The sequence below is a fragment of the Mesorhizobium sp. M0701 genome (assembly GCF_040320365.1).
Classification (GTDB): Bacteria; Pseudomonadota; Alphaproteobacteria; order Rhizobiales; family Rhizobiaceae; genus Mesorhizobium.
Map to the genome: position 1 here is coordinate 235,600 of NZ_JAMYPO010000002.1, position 17,090 is coordinate 252,689.

Here is a 17,090-nt window from a genome sequence, read left to right on the forward strand (position 1 = left end):
GAGCCGCCGATGGCCATCGCATTCACCTTTCCGGGGCAGGGCAGCCAGGCTGTCGGCATGGGCAAGGACCTCGCCGATACCTTTGTGGAATCGCGGCGGATCTTCGAGGAAGTTGACGACGCGCTCGGCGAAAACCTATCGAAGCTGATCTGGGAAGGCCCGGAAGAGACGCTGACGCTGACCGCCAACGCCCAGCCGGCGCTGATGGCGGTGTCGCTTGCCGCAATCCGGGCGCTGGAGGCGCGCGGCTTCTCCCTGAACGGCAAGGTCACCTATGTCGCCGGCCACTCGCTCGGCGAATATTCGGCACTTGCGGCCGCAGGTTTCGTTTCGGTCGCCGACGCCGCCCGGCTGTTGCGCATCCGCGGCAATGCCATGCAGGCGGCTGTGCCGGCCGGCGAGGGCGCCATGGCGGCGATCATCGGGCTGGAACAGGCCGACGTCGAAGCCGCTTGCGCAGAGGCCGCCCAGGGCGCCGCCAAAGATCCTGCACAAGCCTTGGTTTGCCAGATCGCCAATGACAATGGCGGCGGCCAGCTGGTGATCTCCGGCGCCAGGCCAGCGGTCGAACTGGCGGCGAGGCTATGCACGGAGAAGGGCGCCAAGCGGGCGCTGATGCTGCAGGTCTCGGCGCCCTTCCATTCGGCATTGATGAAGCCTGCGGCCGAGATCATGCGGGAGGCGCTGGCCGCCGTGACGAAGAGTGCGCCGGTCGTGCCGCTGGTCTCCAATGTTACGGTGACCCCGACGAGCGATCCCGACGAGATCGCCCGCCGACTCGTCGAACAGGTGATCGGGCGCGTGCGCTGGCGCGAAACGGTGGAGTGGTTCGGCAGCAACGGCGTTGCGACGCTTTACGAAGTGGGCGCCGGCAAGGTGCTGTCGGGGCTGGCCCGCCGCATCAACCGCGACATTGCCACCAGCAGCATCGGATCGGCGGCGGAGGTCGAGACGGCAGTTGCCGCCTTGGGTGACCACGTAGCTTGAATTCATCTGTGCTTGCCGCTACATGAATACATGTATCGCAACAAGGTGCGGCATGCCCACATCGATCCGCCTTTCTCCTGAAGTCGAGCAGCGCCTGGATTTTCTCGCGGCCAAGACTGGTCGCAGCAAGGCCTACTATCTGCGCGAGCTCATTGAACGTGGTCTGGAGGACTTGGAGGATTACTACTTGGCTGCCGAAGTCGTTGAGCGGATCAGGCGTGGTGAAGAAGACGTCATGAGAGCCGAGGACTTCTGGCGTGGCCTGGACGCTTGAATACGCCCGCTCGGCGCGAAAATTTGTCGAAAAACTGGATCCGCAGACACGTCACCGTATCCGTGATTTTATTGAAAACCGCATTGCCGTTCTCGACAACCCGCGTGAACTCGGCAAACCGCTGAAGGGCCCGCTCGCAACCTTTTGGAGATATCGCGTCGGGGATTATCGCATCATTTGCGATGTGCAGGATAACCGGCTCGTCATTCTGGTGGTAACCATAGGCCACCGCGGCGACGTTTACAGATAGCCGAACTCACCGGCCCGTATGATTGGCCAGTACGATTTGGGAAGAGGATAAAACATGTTCGAATTGACCGGCCGCAAGGCGCTCGTCACCGGCGCATCGGGAGGTATCGGCGAGGCGATCGCCCGGGTGCTGCACGGCCAGGGCGCCATCGTCGGCCTGCATGGCACACGTATCGAGAAACTGGAGGCGCTGGCCGCCGAACTGGGCGACCGGATCAAGCTTTTCCCGGCCAATCTTTCCAACCGCGACGACGTCAAGGCGCTCGGCCAGAAGGCGGAGGCCGACCTCGAAGGCGTCGACATCCTCATCAACAATGCCGGCATCACCAAGGACGGGTTGTTCGTACGCATGGCTGACGCCGACTGGGATGGCGTGCTCGAGGTCAACCTGACCGCCGTGTTCCGGCTGACCCGCGAGCTTACCCATCCGATGATGCGGCGCCGCCATGGCCGCATCATCAACATCACTTCAGTGGTTGGCGTCACCGGCAATCCCGGCCAGACCAACTACTGCGCCTCCAAAGCCGGTATGATCGGCTTTTCCAAATCGCTGGCGCAGGAGATCGCCACCCGCAATGTCACCGTCAACTGCGTCGCCCCGGGCTTCATCGAATCGGCGATGACCGCCAAGCTCAACGACAAGCAGAAAGAGGCGATCATGGCGGCGATCCCGACCCGGCGCATGGGCACGGGCGCCGAAGTCGCCTCTGCCGTCGCCTACCTAGCTTCCAACGAGGCAGCCTACGTCACCGGCCAGACCATTCATGTCAATGGCGGCATGGCTATGATCTAACACTTGGGGAAACGCTTCATTCCGTCTTGGATGCACGGGATTTTTCGTGTAATGCCGCCCGCAACCCGGCGGTTCGGGCAAAAACCGGTCCTGTTCCGCTGCGTTTCCGGCAGGACCATCTTTCAGCTTGATTAGCGGCATTCTGCCCGCTAACGAAGACAGACAACCAAAAGACGAGGATGCCCAAATGAGTGACACCGCAGAGCGCGTCAAGAAGATCGTCATCGAGCACCTTGGCGTCGATGCCGACAAGGTGACGGAGCAGGCGAGCTTCATCGATGATCTGGGCGCGGACAGCCTCGACACGGTCGAACTTGTCATGGCGTTCGAAGAAGAGTTCGGTGTCGAAATCCCGGACGACGCCGCCGAGACCATCCTGACTGTTGGCGATGCGGTGAAATACATCGACAAGGCCTCCGCCTGACGCTATTTGCAGTCATCACCGGGGAGGACCTGCGATGAGGCGTGTCGTCGTCACGGGCCTTGGGCTGCTTTCGCCGTTCGGCATGGGCTTCGAGCACAGCTGGAAGGAGCTTCTGACCGGCCGCAGCGCAGCCAAGCGCATCACCGAATTCGAGGTGGAAGACCTTGCCTGCAAGGTCGCCCACGTCATTCCGCGCGGTGACGGCTCCAATGCCACTTTCAATCCTGAAGCCGTTCTCGAGCCGAAGGAACTGCGCAAGATCGGCGACTTCATCCTGTACGGGATCGCGGCCGCCGACGAGGCACTCAAGGATTCCGGCTGGCAGCCGAAGACGCATGAGGAACAGTGCGCCACCGGCGTGCTGATCGGTTCGGGCATCGGCGGCATCGAAGGCATCGCCGAGAATGCGATGATCCTCAAGGAACGCGGTCCGCGCCGCATCAGCCCATTCTTCATCCCTGGCCAGATCATCAACCTCGTCTCCGGTCAGGTCTCGATCCGGCATGGGCTGAAAGGCCCCAACCATGCCGTCGTCACCGCTTGCTCGACCGGTGCGCACGCCATCGGCGATGCCGCCCGGCTGATCATCTGGGGCGATGCCGACGTTATGGTCGCAGGCGGCGCCGAAGCGCCGGTGACGAGACTGTCGATCGCCGGGTTCGCCGCTTGCCGCGCGCTCTCCACAGAGCGCAACGACGCGCCACAAACGGCCTCACGCCCCTATGATCGCGATCGCGACGGCTTCGTCATGGGCGAGGGCGCCGGTGTTGTCGTGCTCGAGGAGCTCGAACACGCCAAGGCCCGCGGCGCCAAGATCTATGCCGAGGTCACCGGCTACGGTCTGACCGGTGACGCCTATCACATCACCGCGCCTGCCGAAGACGGCGACGGCGCTTTCCGTTGCATGACCGCGGCGTTGAACCGGGCGAAGCTGACGCCGGCCGATGTCGACTACATCAACGCGCACGGCACCTCGACCATGGCCGATACGATCGAACTCGGCGCCGTCGAGCGGCTGGTCGGCAACGCCGCCTCGAAGATATCGATGTCGTCGACCAAATCGTCGATTGGCCACCTGCTGGGCGCGGCTGGTGCTGCCGAGGCGATCTTTTCGATCCTCGCCATTCGCGACAACATCGCGCCGCCGACCATCAATCTTGACAATCCGGAGCGCGAAACGGCGATCGACCTGGTGCCGCACAAGCCGCGGGCCCGGCAGATCGACGTGGCGCTGTCCAACTCCTTCGGCTTCGGTGGCACCAACGCCTCGCTCGTCTTCCAGCGCTACAATGGCTGACCGCTCTGCCGGTTTCCGTCTGCCGTCAATTTTGCCATATTCGCCCCTACTCTGCCCGAGGGGATTCGTCGCAAGATCAAATGGTAGGGCACTATGAACACAAATCCGGCCGACAACGGGGAATTCGGGCAACGGGCAGCAACGCCCGGCCCGATCGTGCCGAAGACGGCCAGCGAGGCGTTGCGGCCCGAGGCCGGCACGCCGCCGCCGAAGCGCTCGCGTGCCTCGCGCAGCCAGTTCGTCGTGTTCATGAACTTCGTCATCTCTTCGGTGATGCTGATGGTCCTGGCGGCAGGCGTTGCGCTGTATTTCGGCAAGCAGGAGTTCAACGAGCCCGGCCCGTCGGCCAATGGCGACACTTTCCTGGTCAAGCCGAATAGCGGCGTCCAGGAGATCGCCGACCAGCTTGAGCGGCGAGGGCTGATCAGCGACGCCCGCATTTTCCGCCTTGGCGTGCGCGCCTTCGGAAATGATTCCGCCCTGAAGGCCGGCGAATACGAGATCAAGCCGCAGGCGTCGATGCACGATATCATGGAACTGCTGAAGAGCGGCAAGTCGGTGATGTATTCGCTGACTATCCCCGAGGGGCTGACGGTCGCGCAGGCGCTGCAACGGATCGCCGAGCAGGACGCGCTGACCGGCGATATGCCGTCGACCACTCCACCTGAGGGCAGCCTCGCCACCGACACGCTGCGTTTCACCCGCGGCGCAACACGCCAGCAGATGGTCGACAAGCTTCTGGCCGACCAGAAGAAGCTGGTCGACGAGGTCTGGCAGCGCCGAGCGCCGGATTTGCCGATCGCCAACGTTGAGGATTTTGTCACCCTGGCCTCGATCGTCGAGAAGGAGACCGGCAAGGGCGATGAACGCTCGCGCGTAGCCGCCGTCTTCCTCAACCGGCTGGCCAAGGGTATGCGGCTGCAGTCGGACCCGACCATCATCTACGGCCTGTTCGGCGGCAAGGGCAAACCCATCGACCGCCCGATCTATCAGTCGGACATCCAGAAGCCGACGCCCTACAACACCTATCTGATCAACGGCTTGCCGCCGACGCCGATCGCCAATCCCGGCCGTGCGGCGCTGGAGGCAGTCGCCAATCCGTCGAAGACCAGCGATCTCTACTTCGTCGCCGACGGCAGCGGCGGGCACGTCTTTGCCTCGACGCTCGATGAGCATAACGAGAATGTCGCTCGCTACCGGGCACTGCTGAAAAAGCAGGCGCAGGACGCCGCCAAGGCCGGGGCAACCAATACCGGAGCCGACACGCCGGCGGGAGCCATCGTTGACGATGCGGGCGCCACCGCCGCCCAGTAGGGCCGGACGCCATCAGGTTGGCCCTGTGCATGTCCGGGTGGATGTACAAGGGCTGCTATGGCATTGAAATTCACTTGATCCTGTCCGGAGAAAATCGCTCCGGCTTGAGGGGCATTCGGCAAAGGGACGCACGGCTACATGAACTTGCAGAGCATGACCGGTTTTGCGCGCAGTGTCGCCGAACACGACGGCACTTCGATTGCCTGGGAAGCCAAGTCCGTCAACGGCAAAAGCGTCGAGGTCAGGCTGCGGCTGCCGCAAGGTTTCGACCGGCTGGAGCCGGCCGTCCGGCAGACGGTGCAAAAGCGTTTTGCGCGCGGCAATTTCCAGATGACGCTGACCATTGGCCGCGCCGCCGGCGCGCAAGCGCAACCCGTGGTCAACGAGGCTTTCCTGAAGGATCTGGCGGGGTTGGCCAATCGGCTGCAGGAGCAGTTCGGAGTAGCCCCTGCGGCGGCCGACGGCCTGCTTGCGCTGCGCGGCGTCCTCGACATTCCCGAAACCATCGAAACCGAAGAGGCGCGCAGTGCGCTCGATACCGCAATACTGTCGGCGCTGGAAGCAGCACTGAACGGGCTGCAGCAGGCGCGCCAGGGCGAAGGTGCGGCACTTCGTTCCCTGCTGTCCGGCCATATCGATGCCATCGAGGCGCTGACGCTGCGGGCCGAGGCCGATCCATCACGCGAACCGGCCACGATCCGCGAAAGGCTCGCCGAGCAGATCCGCCTGTTGATGGATGCGTCCGCCAACCTGGACGCCAGCCGGCTGCATATGGAAGCGGCGTTCCTGGCCACCAAGGCCGACATACGCGAGGAGATCGACCGGCTGAAGACACATGTGGCGTCAGGCCGGGCGCTGCTCGCCGGCGGCGGCGCCATCGGCCGCAAGCTCGATTTCCTGGCGCAGGAATTCAACCGCGAATCGAATACGCTGTGTTCCAAGTCGAATGCTGCCGCGGTCACCGCCATCGGGTTGGAACTGAAGGCGGTCGTCGACCAGTTTCGCGAACAGGTCCAGAATCTGGAATGATCCCGATGCCAAGCCACATGACTGCCAAGCCCCATGACCGCTAGGGATGTGGGTTCCCGCATTCGGCGCCGCGGGCTGATGCTGGTCTTGTCGTCGCCGTCAGGCGCCGGCAAGTCGACGATTGCGCGCAATCTGCTGGAGAGCGATTCCAGCTTGGAATTGTCGGTCTCGGTCACCACGCGGCCACGCCGCGGCAGCGAGATCGAGGGCGTCCATTACCACTTCCGTACCATGCGCGAGTTCGAGCGGCTGCGCGATTCCGATGCGCTGCTCGAATGGGCGGAGGTGCACGGCAATTGCTACGCGACGCCGCGCGAGCCGGCAGAACAGGCGCTGGCCGAAGGCCGCGACATGCTGTTCGACATCGACTGGCAAGGCGCTCAGCAGCTCAAGGAGAAGATGCGCGCCGACATCGTCTCGATATTCATCCTGCCGCCATCGATGAAGGAATTGAAGGCGCGGCTGAAGCGTCGCGCCGAGGACCAGGAAGCGGTGATCGAGACGCGGCTCAAGAACGCCCGCAACGAGATCGAGCACTGGAAGGAATATGATTTCGTCATCGTCAACGACGATCTCGACCGCGCTTTCGCTGAGGTGCGCGGCATCGTCACCGCCGAACGGCTCAGACGCGATCGCCGGCCCGGCCTGTTCGATTTCGTCTCGGGGCTGCTCGACGAGAAGACGGATTGATCAAGGCGCTTATCCCCGCGACCAGGATCAGATTGCGGCTGAGCGCGGCGTCGCGCAGCTCCAATGCAGCGGCGTATTCGGCCGAGCGATACCAGCGCCGCGCCGTGTCCATGTCGGGGAATTCGACGATGATCAGCGGCCCGGGAGACCAGTCGCCTTCCAACATTTCCACCTCGCCGCCGCGTACCAGATAGCGCCCGCCATGCTGGGCGATGGAGGCAGCCGCGTGGGCGCGATAGGCTTCGATAGCCTCTGCGTCACGGATCGTGACGTCGGAAATGACATAGGCGGCCACTGTTTGTCTCCGGGCAGGGTTTGTCCGGCTATCTATGCCATGAGAGCGGAAATTCCACGCGGACGCTTCCCGGCATCACACCGCGTTGGTCAGGCGAACGAATTCCTCGACGCTGAGCGTCTCCGCACGCCTGGTCGGATCGATGCCGGCGCGGGTGAGCAGCGCCTCGCCGCCGAGGCTTTTCACGCTCTGCCGCAGCATTTTCCGGCGCTGGCCGAATGCCGCTTCGGTGACGCGGCTGAGCCGTTTCACCTCTGCCGGCAAGGGGTTGGCACGCGGCACAAGATGCAGCACCGAGGACGTCACCTTGGGTGGCGGCGTGAACGCCTGCGGCGGTACGTCGAAGGCAATCCTCGCCTCCGTCCGCCAGCCGGCCAGCACGCCGAGCCGACCATAGGCCTCGCTGCCGGGGCTCGCTGCAATGCGTTCGGCGACCTCGCGCTGGAACATCAGCGTCATCGATGTGTAGAAGGGCGGCCACTCGGTGACGGTCAGCCAGCGGATAAGCAATTCGGTGCCGATATTGTAAGGCAGGTTGGCGACGATTTTCGCCGGCCCGCCGCTTTCCCCTTTAGCAAGCGCTGCAAAATCGGTTTTCAGCGCATCGCCGGCTACAATCTCGAGCCGGCCCGGATAGTGGTTCGAGATCTCGGCCAGGGCCGCCAGGCAGCGCTCGTCGCGCTCGATGGCGACGACCCGCCGGGCGCCGTTGAGGAGCAGGGCACGAGTCAGCCCGCCCGGACCGGGACCGACCTCGATAACCGTAACGTCGCTCAGGTCGCCGGCGGTTCGCGCAATCTTGCTTGTCAGGTTAAGGTCGAGCAGAAAATTCTGGCCCAGCGCCTTTTTCGCCTGCAGCCCATGGCGCTCGATCACCTCGCGCAGTGGCGGCAGGCCGTCTATGCTCATCGGGCTGGGCTCATCAGGCGGGCTCATCGGGTTAAGGCCATCGAATTTGGCTGATTGGGCTCAGGGCCTACGGCCTTTTCCCGGTATCGGCAAGAACGCGAGCGAGTTTCAGCGCCGCAATCAGGCTGCCGGCACGGGCGATGCCCTTGCCGGCGATGTCGAAGGCGGTGCCGTGGTCGGGCGAGGTGCGGACGAAGGGCAGGCCGAGCGTGACGTTGACCGCCTCGTCAAACGCCAGCGCCTTGGCCGGGATCAGCGCCTGGTCGTGATACATACAGAGCGCCACGTCGTAGCCGGCGCGGGCGCGAGCATGAAACAGCGTGTCGGCCGGCAATGGCCCGAAGGCGTCGATCCCTTCCTGCCTCAGCCGGTCGACCGCCGGGCGCACGATCCGCTCGTCTTCGGTGCCCATGGTGCCGCCTTCGCCGGCATGCGGGTTGAGGCCGGCAATGGCGAGCCGCGGCTTGGCAATTCCGAAGCGGTTCGCAAGGTCGGCGGCGGTGATGCGGCCGGTGGCGACGATAAGGTCAGTCGTCAGCGCTTTCGGCACCTCGGCCAGCGCGATGTGGATGGTGACCGGCACGGTGCGCAGGTCCGGACCGGCAAGCAGCATCACAGGCGTCAGTTCGGCGCCGGTGTGAAGCGATGCCAGATGCGCCAGATATTCGGTGTGGCCGGGAAAGCGAAAGCCGGCGTCGTAGAGCGGCTTCTTGGCAATGGGGCAGGTGACGACCGCAGCAGCGCGGCCGGCCAGGCAGTCGGCAACGGCGCGGTCGATCGCCTCGATGATGCCGGCGGCGTTGGCTGGATCCGGGCGGCCGGGACTGTCGACGAAACGGGCAGCAAGCGCCACCACCGGCAGCGCGCGCGAAAACACCCCCGGCGCTAACGCCGGCGTCGTCTCGGCAATCGCGATATCGGTGCCGAGCCTGTGCGCCCGCGCGGCAATCAGTGCCGGATCGGCAAGGAGATAAAAAGACGGAACGCCAGCGCTATCGCGGCTCTGCCAAGCAGCGATGGCGATGTCCGGCCCCACGCCGGACGGATCGCCGACGCTCAACGCCAGCGGAAGCTCTGCGTCAGGCACGGCGCTTCGACTTCAGCGCTCGATTATGCGGGCTTTCTTCCGCAACTCCTCGACATATTTCTTCGAGAGTTCGTCGGCGTTCTTGTCGCTCGAACCTTCACTCTGGAACACCATCTGCGCGGCTTTGTCGTCTGACACTTCGCGCGACGAGCAGATGCCGATGAATTCGACACCGCGGTCGGTTTCGCGCGTCGTGGTGGCGCCGCCGACCTTTGTAGCCTTTATCTGCTCGGCCCAGTCCGCCGGCAATTGCGGCGCCAACACCCGGCCGAGATCGCGAACGGTGACATCGATCAGGCCCTTGGCGAATTCGCGGGTGGTGTTGCAGCCGTTGAAGCGGGCGCGCATGGCATCGGCTTCGCGTTTGCGCTTGGCCAGCGTCGCGCTGCGCTCGGCCGCCGGCACCACGAAGATGACCTGCTGCAGCATGTACTCTGTGGCGCTCGGTTTGCTGCCGCCTTTTTCGAGCATGCGCTTGACGAGGTCCTGCTCGCTCATTGCGCCGCCACCGTCTCCGGAACGGGAACGCGCGGTCAGCGCCTGGTTCCAGGCCATCTGCGCCCGGATAAACTCCTTGAAATGCTCCTTGGTGACGCCGGATTGCGCCATCGCGCCGTCAAGCTGCTTGAGCGGCATCTTGTTGCTGGTGGCGAAACGCTGATAAGCGGCATCGACCTGCGCGTCGCTGATGCGGATGCCGAGCCGCCGGGCTTCGGCCAGGCGCAGCGTCTGGTCGATCATTTCCTGGCCGGCATCGCCCTTTCTGTGCTGCAGGCGCAGGAAAGCGGCCCGATGCTGGATGTCGCCGGTGGTTATCGGTATATTGTTGACGACGTATTTGATCTCGGTGGCGAAAACTGGCCGCGTCACCGCGGTGGTCGAGAACGCCACCAGCAGCGCGAACCCTGCCGAAAAGAGGTATTTCCTCATCGAAAGCATCCCAATTCCATCCCGATTCGGCCCAACCTATCCAGTTCAGGCCGTCAAAATTCGTGCCTGCTCTATGCGGCGAAACAATGTCGTCCGCCAGGCGCCCCGTTGCCGACCGCTGCCCGTTATTGAATGGTGTCGATGGAGCGTTGCGACGAACCGAAATCGCCGAGCGTGCGGAACGACAGGTTGAAGCCGACGTTCTGCGATACTTCCTTGGTGTTCAGGTCACGTCTTTCCGAAAACGTCATCAAATAGGTAAAGCACGAATCACTATAGGCAAAGCCGACCCCGTCCTTGACCAGAACGCTCTGCTCCAGATCATACGTGCCGGTGCCAAAGACGCGCCAATTCTCGGCAAGATGTGTCGAGGCGCCGAGCGTAACCTCATGGCGATCGGTCGAGAAGCCATAGAGCGGCTGCGCCTGGATGAAGGCGTATTTGGCGCTCAGCGATACCGGCAGGCCTGAAAAGGCGGCCTTTACCTCAGCGCGGCGGATCTCGAAGCTTTGCTCGTCGAAACGGCCGCTGACCGAGCCGGAAAACCCGCTGGGGCTGTTGAAGCCGACAAGGCCGACATAGTCGGAGGTTGCAGTTTCAAGACCCGAATAGGCGCCGACATTGACCAGGTCCGGCGTGCCGAACGAGTTCTGGCCGCCGAGCTGGTAGGATTGGCCGAACACCGCATTGGTGCCCCAGCCATTGTCATATGCGCCGGAATAGCGCAGCCCGACATTGGCGCGTGTGCCGCCTTCCATGCGGTCATAGCCCGAGAATTTGTCGCGCTCGAACAGCGTCGTGGCGTCGAAGACGAAGCTCTGGGCGTCCTCGTTGGGGACCGCCAGCCCGCCGACATATTGCTCGTTCGGACGCATGAATACCTGCGCCATCGGTTCGAAGACATGGCTGGAACTGGTCATCGAAAACAGCACCGGCCAGCGCATCTCAAGGCCGGCGGTCGCCATGTAGCGGGCAAGCGATGAACGCATATCGTCCTCGACGCCGAGATTGGTCGCCATCTGGTTGACGGCGTCGAGCGAGGCCGAGGAGGCGTTGACGTAGCCGGCGTCGCCGCGCAGCGCCAGGAGCGGTGTCAGCAGCAGCCCGCCATCGGTGGTGAAGGTGCGCTTCCATTCGGCTTCCGCGGTAAGGCGCCCGGATTGACCGTCGATGCCGCGGACGTTGTTGACGGACGAAGGGATGCCCGAATTTGCAAGAGCCGTATCGAGCCTGTCGCGGTCAATGACCCGCGCGTTGACGTCGAACGACAGCTGCCCGCCGACCACCGGCATGTCGGGGATATAAGCGTAGTCGAGCGAGGGCAGCACCCAGGGCTGCTTGGCGGCGCGTGCAGTCGGATCGCTGGCGAGCGTGTCTTCCTGAACCTCGAAGTGCATGGCGCGCACGTCGAAGTAATTGCGATCGTTGAGCCCCGTCAGGTACACCTCGGAGCGGTGCACGCTATCGTTGAAGCCATCGATGTCGTAGGTGCGCGCGAAATTCTTGTCGCTCTGCAGCAGGATGTCCCAGCCGAAGTCCCAGCGCGGGTTGATGGCGAACTGGCCCTGGGTGCCCATCATGCCGCGGAACCTGTTCGGGTCGCCTTCGGTACCCGAATTCACGTTGTGGCCATTGTCGTCGATGAAGGCGTCGGGATTCTCCTGCCGGATGCCCGCAATCTTCAGGCTGTACTGACCGTTGTTGAAGCGCTGCCTCCACTCGGCCTCACCGAGGAAACCTTGCTTGGTATAGCCGCTGCCAGTGACAGTGAGATCGTAGGTCGGCGAGAGCGCGAAATAATAGGGGACTTTAACACCGACGCCGAGATCGCTCTTGTAGGCGACGCCGGGGATCAGGAAGCCGCTCTTGCGCTTGACCGTTGGGTCGGCGATCTCGAAAGCCGGCAGATAGGCCAGCGGAAAGCCGAAGAACTCGAAATTCGAGTTCTCGAAGCGCACCGTCTTCTTCTCGCCGTTCCAGATGATCTTCCTGGCCTTGATACGCCAGGTCGGCGCTTTGTCGGGCTTGTCCTCGCACGGCTCGCAGGCGGTGTAGACGCCATTGTGGAACGTCGTCAGCACGCCGCCCATGCGCTCCGCGCTTTCGGCGGCGAAATACGCCTTGTCTATGGTCTCGACCCGCAGCGCGTTGACGAAGCCGTCGGCGAAATCGTCAGTGATGTCGGCATGCTGCGAATAGATTTTGGTGCCGTCGCTATTGACGAGTTCGACATTGCCGCTGGCGACGAGGCGTTTGGTGTTGCGGTTGTATTCGACCCGCTGGGCGACCAGACGGTTGCCGCCATAGTCGATCTGGACGCCGCCGACGGCCGTCACGGTCTGCTTGTCGTTGTCGTAGACCAGCGTATCGGCTGCCAGCAGCATCTGCGTGCCGCTCGGAACCTTCTTTGCCAGCTCACTGACGTCCTGGGCAAAAGCCGGAGCAACCGGGGCGGCGCTGGCAAGCAGGCACGCCAAGGCGCTCGCCGCAGAGAGGCGTGCCAAACCGGCGTGCCTATGGCTGCGCAAAACCGCCTCCCTCACTAGCCGTCTTCCTTGTATAGCAGGAATGTCACCCCGAAGAACATAGCCACGACAACCGGGACCCAAGCCGCTACGGCCGTGGGTACGAATCCCGCTACGCCGAATGCCTTGACCAGCACCGAAACGACATAAAGCAGAAACCCGGCCACGATGCCACCCAGAATCATCGTTGCCGACTGCCCCATCCTCGCAAATCGCATTGATACCGTTGCCGCAATCAGCGTCATCGCGACAAGCAGGAAGGGCAGCGCAATCAGGGAATTGAACTGCATGGCGAAGGCATTTGCCTTGAGGCCGAAGGAGCGGGCCACTTCGATCTTGCCGGGCAGATCGTAGAAGGGAATGGTCTCAGGGCGCGCCAACCGCTCTTGCACGAATTCGGGCTTGAGATTGGTCGGCAGCCGATCGCTGGGTAACGACTGGATGGTACCGTCCCGGAACACCTTGACGTCCTGCAATTCCCAGTAGCCGTCCCGCAAAAAGGCGCGCGCCGCATCCTTGCGCTCGATGATGTCGCCTTGCGGGCTGAAGCTGAAGAAGACCGCGTCGGCCATCTCCAGGCCTTGATTGAGAATGGCGCGCGCGCCGATGATGGTGTCGCCGGCGTTGGTTTTCTGCCTGATCCAGGGCGCAGCATCGGCCGAGACGCTGTTCGACTTGCCCGAACGGAGCTGGGTCTCGATCTCCTCGGACCAGGAATAGGCGTGCGCGGCTACCGGATTGATGACGCCGACCGACAAGGCTCCAAACAGCAGCGCCCCGATGCAGCACGGCAGCAGGAATTGCCATGCGGAAACCCCGGCGGAACGGGCAATGACCAATTCATATTTGCGGTTGAGCGACACCAACGTCGCCATCGCCGAGAACAGGCCGACGAACGGCACCGTCTGCAGCATGATCATCGGCATCCTGAGCCCCGAAATGGCGAACGCAGTTGCGTAGGTGAAGCCCGGCACGCCGGTCGTGCGGCCGGAAAGCTCGGTGAAATCGATCAGGAACACCAGCGCCAAGAGGCCGATGAAGAACCAGATGGTGATCGTCACATAGCGAAAGAAGAAGTACCGACCCAGAGTCCAGCCCATCAGCCGGCTCCCTGTCCGGATGCGCCACGCCCGGCAAAACGGAGCTTGATGGCGCTCCAGCCGTCACTGAAGCGGCCGGCAAGATTGGTTATCCAATCGGCCCAGGCAACCGGCAATTCCATGGTCCGGTTGGAAACAATGAACCAGATGGCGATCGCCGATGCCACGATCGGGACGCCGTAGACCATATAGGCATATTGCGGCACCTTGTCGGCCTTGCCGGCGGCAAAGAACCCGAGCCAGCGCACGAACAGCGCGATCGCGATTGCCGTGATCAGCGGGTGCACACGCGCCTCGCGATGCGAGCGCGCATCTCCGGCAACGGCGAGCGCGATCAGCGCGAAGACGAGCGAATAGGACCACTCGGAAAAACGCTGGTTGAGCTCGGCCAGGTACCTGTTCGGCTTTTGCTGGTACATCTTGTCGTTCGGACTGGGATTGAGTAGATACTGGGTCGTCCGGTCCTTCGGCAAAAGCAGGATGTCAGATGATGCCGACATGAAAGCGGACAAGTCGAAGGCGTAGGAGGTGAACCGGATCACCGAGAGGTCGCCGGTCATGGTTTTGCGATGGATGACGCCGTCATTCATCATCAGCACCTTCTCGTCGCCGCGTTCGATGATGCTGCCGGTCTTGGCGTAGTAGATGAGATTGACGCCTTCTTCGCGCGAATCGGCGACGAAGATGCCGCCGAGACGGTTGTCGGGAAGCCGTTCGCCAACCTGCAGGAACAGGCCGTCATCGATCTTGCGGAAGGTGCCTTCCTGGATGATCAACGACAACAGATCGGCACGCGACGACGCAATCAACTCGCGGTTCTTCTGGCGTGCGTAAGGGTCGACGCCATTGTCGACGGCGAAGGAAAAAACGCTGGCTGCAAGTGCCAGAAGCATGATCGGCCTGACGATGGTCCAGCGTGAAGCGCCGGCGGCATTGATGACGGCCAGCTCCGAATCCGAATTCATCACGCTGAGGATCTGGGCGACCGCAACCACCAGGGCGAACGGCACGACGATCGGAACGATCGTCGGGATGATCAGCGCTGCGACTTCGAAGAAGGTGAGGGCCGACTGACCGCTATCGGTGACGAGGTCGATGCGGGCGAGCACCTGAGTCGTCCAGACGATCGCCAGCGTCCAGACGAGCGCCAGCGCGAATACCGCGAAAGCACGGCGCATGATGTAGCGTTCAACGACCTTCATGAAGGCTTTTCTCGGCGATTTCGAACGGCATCATGCCTTGGAACAAGGTAGTCGTCCGGCGCCGGCTGCACAACTGGCTCAGTTTGGCGGTTCGATCTGGGTTCTGTCCCGGATCGCAAAATCCGCTGGGCCGGAGTGTCGGCGGCAATGGATAAGAAAGAGCGAACATTGTTGGTTAACAACAGGTTGCGGCGGGAAGCGGGGCCGTGCCGCGACGAATCGTGGATGGTTCGATATCGCATATGGGAGCGATTTCGGCCAAAGTCTTGTCAAATGCGGCAAAACGACCAAATGTCGCGCCGGTCGCGACCGCCGCGGCGTGATAAGACGGGTCAGGATCTGTTGAGCCCCAGCATGGAAGCGGAAAAATTGCGCAGTCAAACCGGTCGGGAAACCGTCTTTGACGGCGCGATCGTGGTCGGCGCCGGCGCGGCCGGCCTTGCCGCCGCCCACGCCTTGATGAAGGCCGGCGTACCGACGCTCGTCCTGGAAAAGGAGAGCCGGCTTGCCGAACCCTGGCATCGGCGGCACCAGCGGCTGCATCTCAATACGCATCGCGATCTCTCGACGCTGCCCGGCATCGGCTATCCCGCAGGCACCCCGGCTTTTCCGCATAAATCGGCCGTCATTCGCCATCTGAACGATTTCAGCCAGGCGCATGGTCTGCCGGTCGCATTCGGCGTTGCCGTTGAAGAGATTACGTTCGACGGCGATCACTGGACCGTGCGGACGAACTCCGGACGTCGTCTGGCGCGCCATGTCGTCGTCGCCACCGGGCGCGACCGGCAGCCGTTTATTCCCGCGTGGAAAGGCATGAAGGATTTTGCAGGCCGGATTATCCATTCGGCCGATTTTGGCGAGGCGAAGGACTACGTCGGCAAAAAGGTGCTGGTCGTCGGAGCCGGCAATTCGGGGTTCGACGCACTCAACCATCTTGCGAATGCAGATGCCCAAAGCATCTGGCTGTCGGCCCGCAACGGCCCGTCGCTGCTGCCGAAACGCATCGGCAAGGTCGCCGTCCACAGGCTTTCACCGTTGATGGCGAGCTTGCCGGTGCGGCTGGCCGATGCGGTGATGGCGACAACCCAGCGCCTGGTTTTCGGCGACCTGACGAAATTTGGGCTTCCGCCGGCTCCCATAGGCGGTGCGAGCCGTCTGAGCGCCGACTACACCGCGATCGCAGCCGATGACGGCGCGGTTCGCGCCATAAAGGCAGGCACGATCGTGGTGGTGCCACCATTGCGGGAATTTACCCAAGACGGCATCGTATTGAATGACGGCAGGTTGATCACGCCCGATATCGTCATTGCGGCGACCGGCTATCGCACCGGTCTGGACCAGATGTTCGGCAAGCTCGGCGTTCTCGACGGCAAGGGCGTTCCGCTTTTCAACGGCGGCGATGCCGATCCGAAATTGCCCGGTCTGTGGTTTACCGGCATGCGGCCGAGCATTCGCGGTTGTTTCGCCAACGCCCGCATTCAGGCCAGGGCGATAGCGGCGCGGATTGTCAAGCAGCGATGATGAGCCGGACTATGCCGATTGTTCCGCCCGCAATAGACACGCCTTGTTGAGCGTGCTCGAACCGAAAGGTCAATGATCATGACGCCAGTCAGCATTCGCTACATGGTCGATGATGTCGCCGCCTCGATCGACTTCTACTGTGGACATCTGGGCTTCGCTGTTGAACAGGACGCGCGACCGGCTTTTGCTTCCGTCACTCGCGGCGCTTTACGGCTCCTTCTAAGCGGACCCGGCAGTTCGGGTGCACGGGCGATGCCGGATGGCCGGCAGCCGGTGCCGGGAGGTTGGAATCGCATCCTGTTGGTGGTGCCGGACCTAAAAGAAGAGGTTGCGCTCCTCAAGAGTGCTGGACTTGTCTTTCGCAACGATATCATAACGGGCGTCGGCGGTTCCCAGACGTTGCTCGAAGACCCATCGGGCAATGTTATCGAGCTGTTTCAACCCGCCGCTCACTGACGAACGTT

Annotated in this window: 18 protein-coding genes; 11 read left to right on the forward strand and 7 right to left on the reverse strand. The window is 62.9% G+C overall.

The window, feature by feature from the left end:
• Positions 1 to 9: 9 nt before the first annotated feature.
• The 9 genes from fabD to gmk all read left to right on the forward strand — a co-directional run bounded on the left by fabD (position 10) and on the right by gmk (position 7,057).
• On the forward strand, positions 10 to 987 hold the full coding sequence (gene fabD / locus NKI24_RS03325; RefSeq protein WP_352743329.1) for an ACP S-malonyltransferase: 978 nt from the start codon (positions 10 to 12) through the stop codon (positions 985 to 987).
• A gap of 52 nt (positions 988 to 1,039) precedes the next feature.
• Positions 1,040 to 1,261 (forward strand): type II toxin-antitoxin system RelB family antitoxin, encoded by a 222-nt coding sequence (gene relB / locus NKI24_RS03330; RefSeq protein WP_352467166.1) that lies wholly within the window; start codon positions 1,040 to 1,042, stop codon positions 1,259 to 1,261.
• Positions 1,245 to 1,511 (forward strand): type II toxin-antitoxin system RelE family toxin, encoded by a 267-nt coding sequence (locus NKI24_RS03335; protein ID WP_352467165.1) that lies wholly within the window; start codon positions 1,245 to 1,247, stop codon positions 1,509 to 1,511. The genes relB and NKI24_RS03335 overlap by 17 nt, the downstream gene beginning before the upstream one ends.
• A gap of 54 nt (positions 1,512 to 1,565) precedes the next feature.
• The gene (gene fabG, locus NKI24_RS03340) at positions 1,566 to 2,303 is read left to right on the forward strand and encodes a 3-oxoacyl-[acyl-carrier-protein] reductase (RefSeq protein WP_352743332.1); all 738 of its coding nucleotides are present in this window, start codon (positions 1,566 to 1,568) and stop codon (positions 2,301 to 2,303) included.
• Between the two features lie 187 nt (positions 2,304 to 2,490).
• The gene (locus NKI24_RS03345) at positions 2,491 to 2,727 is read left to right on the forward strand and encodes an acyl carrier protein (RefSeq protein WP_006203723.1); all 237 of its coding nucleotides are present in this window, start codon (positions 2,491 to 2,493) and stop codon (positions 2,725 to 2,727) included.
• Positions 2,728 to 2,761: 34 nt separating this feature from the next.
• Positions 2,762 to 4,024, forward strand: coding sequence for a beta-ketoacyl-ACP synthase II (gene fabF, locus NKI24_RS03350; RefSeq protein ID WP_352467164.1), 1,263 nt, complete (start codon positions 2,762 to 2,764; stop codon positions 4,022 to 4,024).
• Positions 4,025 to 4,117: 93 nt separating this feature from the next.
• Complete coding sequence (mltG, locus tag NKI24_RS03355; RefSeq protein ID WP_352743335.1) at positions 4,118 to 5,338, forward strand: endolytic transglycosylase MltG; 1,221 nt, start codon at positions 4,118 to 4,120, stop codon at positions 5,336 to 5,338.
• A 138-nt stretch (positions 5,339 to 5,476) separates the two neighbouring features.
• Positions 5,477 to 6,367 (forward strand): YicC/YloC family endoribonuclease, encoded by an 891-nt coding sequence (locus NKI24_RS03360; protein WP_352743337.1) that lies wholly within the window; start codon positions 5,477 to 5,479, stop codon positions 6,365 to 6,367.
• Positions 6,368 to 6,400: 33 nt separating this feature from the next.
• On the forward strand, positions 6,401 to 7,057 hold the full coding sequence (gene gmk, locus NKI24_RS03365; RefSeq protein WP_023677701.1) for a guanylate kinase: 657 nt from the start codon (positions 6,401 to 6,403) through the stop codon (positions 7,055 to 7,057).
• Here gmk and NKI24_RS03370 read toward each other — a convergent pair.
• The 7 genes from NKI24_RS03370 to lptF all read right to left on the reverse strand — a co-directional run bounded on the left by NKI24_RS03370 (position 6,990) and on the right by lptF (position 15,105).
• Positions 6,990 to 7,352 (reverse strand): DUF1330 domain-containing protein, encoded by a 363-nt coding sequence (locus NKI24_RS03370; RefSeq protein ID WP_352743339.1) that lies wholly within the window; start codon positions 7,350 to 7,352, stop codon positions 6,990 to 6,992. The genes gmk and NKI24_RS03370 overlap by 68 nt on opposite strands.
• Before the next feature lie 75 nt (positions 7,353 to 7,427).
• Positions 7,428 to 8,261: a 16S rRNA (adenine(1518)-N(6)/adenine(1519)-N(6))-dimethyltransferase RsmA gene (rsmA, locus tag NKI24_RS03375; RefSeq protein WP_352743341.1), complete on the reverse strand. Its 834-nt coding sequence runs from the start codon at positions 8,259 to 8,261 to the stop codon at positions 7,428 to 7,430.
• A 67-nt stretch (positions 8,262 to 8,328) separates the two neighbouring features.
• Positions 8,329 to 9,348 (reverse strand): 4-hydroxythreonine-4-phosphate dehydrogenase PdxA, encoded by a 1,020-nt coding sequence (gene pdxA / locus NKI24_RS03380; protein WP_352743343.1) that lies wholly within the window; start codon positions 9,346 to 9,348, stop codon positions 8,329 to 8,331.
• 12 nt (positions 9,349 to 9,360) lie between these two features.
• Complete coding sequence (locus tag NKI24_RS03385; protein ID WP_352743345.1) at positions 9,361 to 10,287, reverse strand: peptidylprolyl isomerase; 927 nt, start codon at positions 10,285 to 10,287, stop codon at positions 9,361 to 9,363.
• 116 nt (positions 10,288 to 10,403) lie between these two features.
• On the reverse strand, positions 10,404 to 12,821 hold the full coding sequence (locus tag NKI24_RS03390) for an LPS-assembly protein LptD (RefSeq protein WP_352743347.1): 2,418 nt from the start codon (positions 12,819 to 12,821) through the stop codon (positions 10,404 to 10,406).
• Complete coding sequence (gene lptG / locus NKI24_RS03395; RefSeq protein ID WP_023677695.1) at positions 12,821 to 13,906, reverse strand: LPS export ABC transporter permease LptG; 1,086 nt, start codon at positions 13,904 to 13,906, stop codon at positions 12,821 to 12,823. The genes NKI24_RS03390 and lptG overlap by 1 nt, the downstream gene beginning before the upstream one ends.
• Positions 13,903 to 15,105, reverse strand: a complete 1,203-nt coding sequence (lptF, locus tag NKI24_RS03400; protein ID WP_352471099.1) for an LPS export ABC transporter permease LptF — start codon at positions 15,103 to 15,105, stop codon at positions 13,903 to 13,905. The genes lptG and lptF overlap by 4 nt, the downstream gene beginning before the upstream one ends.
• 354 nt (positions 15,106 to 15,459) lie before the next feature.
• Between lptF and NKI24_RS03405 the strand changes: the two genes are divergently transcribed.
• Together NKI24_RS03405 and NKI24_RS03410 are read left to right on the forward strand one after the other, a co-directional pair.
• The gene (locus NKI24_RS03405) at positions 15,460 to 16,626 is read left to right on the forward strand and encodes a flavin-containing monooxygenase (protein WP_352743349.1); all 1,167 of its coding nucleotides are present in this window, start codon (positions 15,460 to 15,462) and stop codon (positions 16,624 to 16,626) included.
• A gap of 72 nt (positions 16,627 to 16,698) precedes the next feature.
• On the forward strand, positions 16,699 to 17,082 hold the full coding sequence (locus NKI24_RS03410; RefSeq protein WP_352743351.1) for a VOC family protein: 384 nt from the start codon (positions 16,699 to 16,701) through the stop codon (positions 17,080 to 17,082).
• Positions 17,083 to 17,090: the final 8 nt, after the last annotated feature.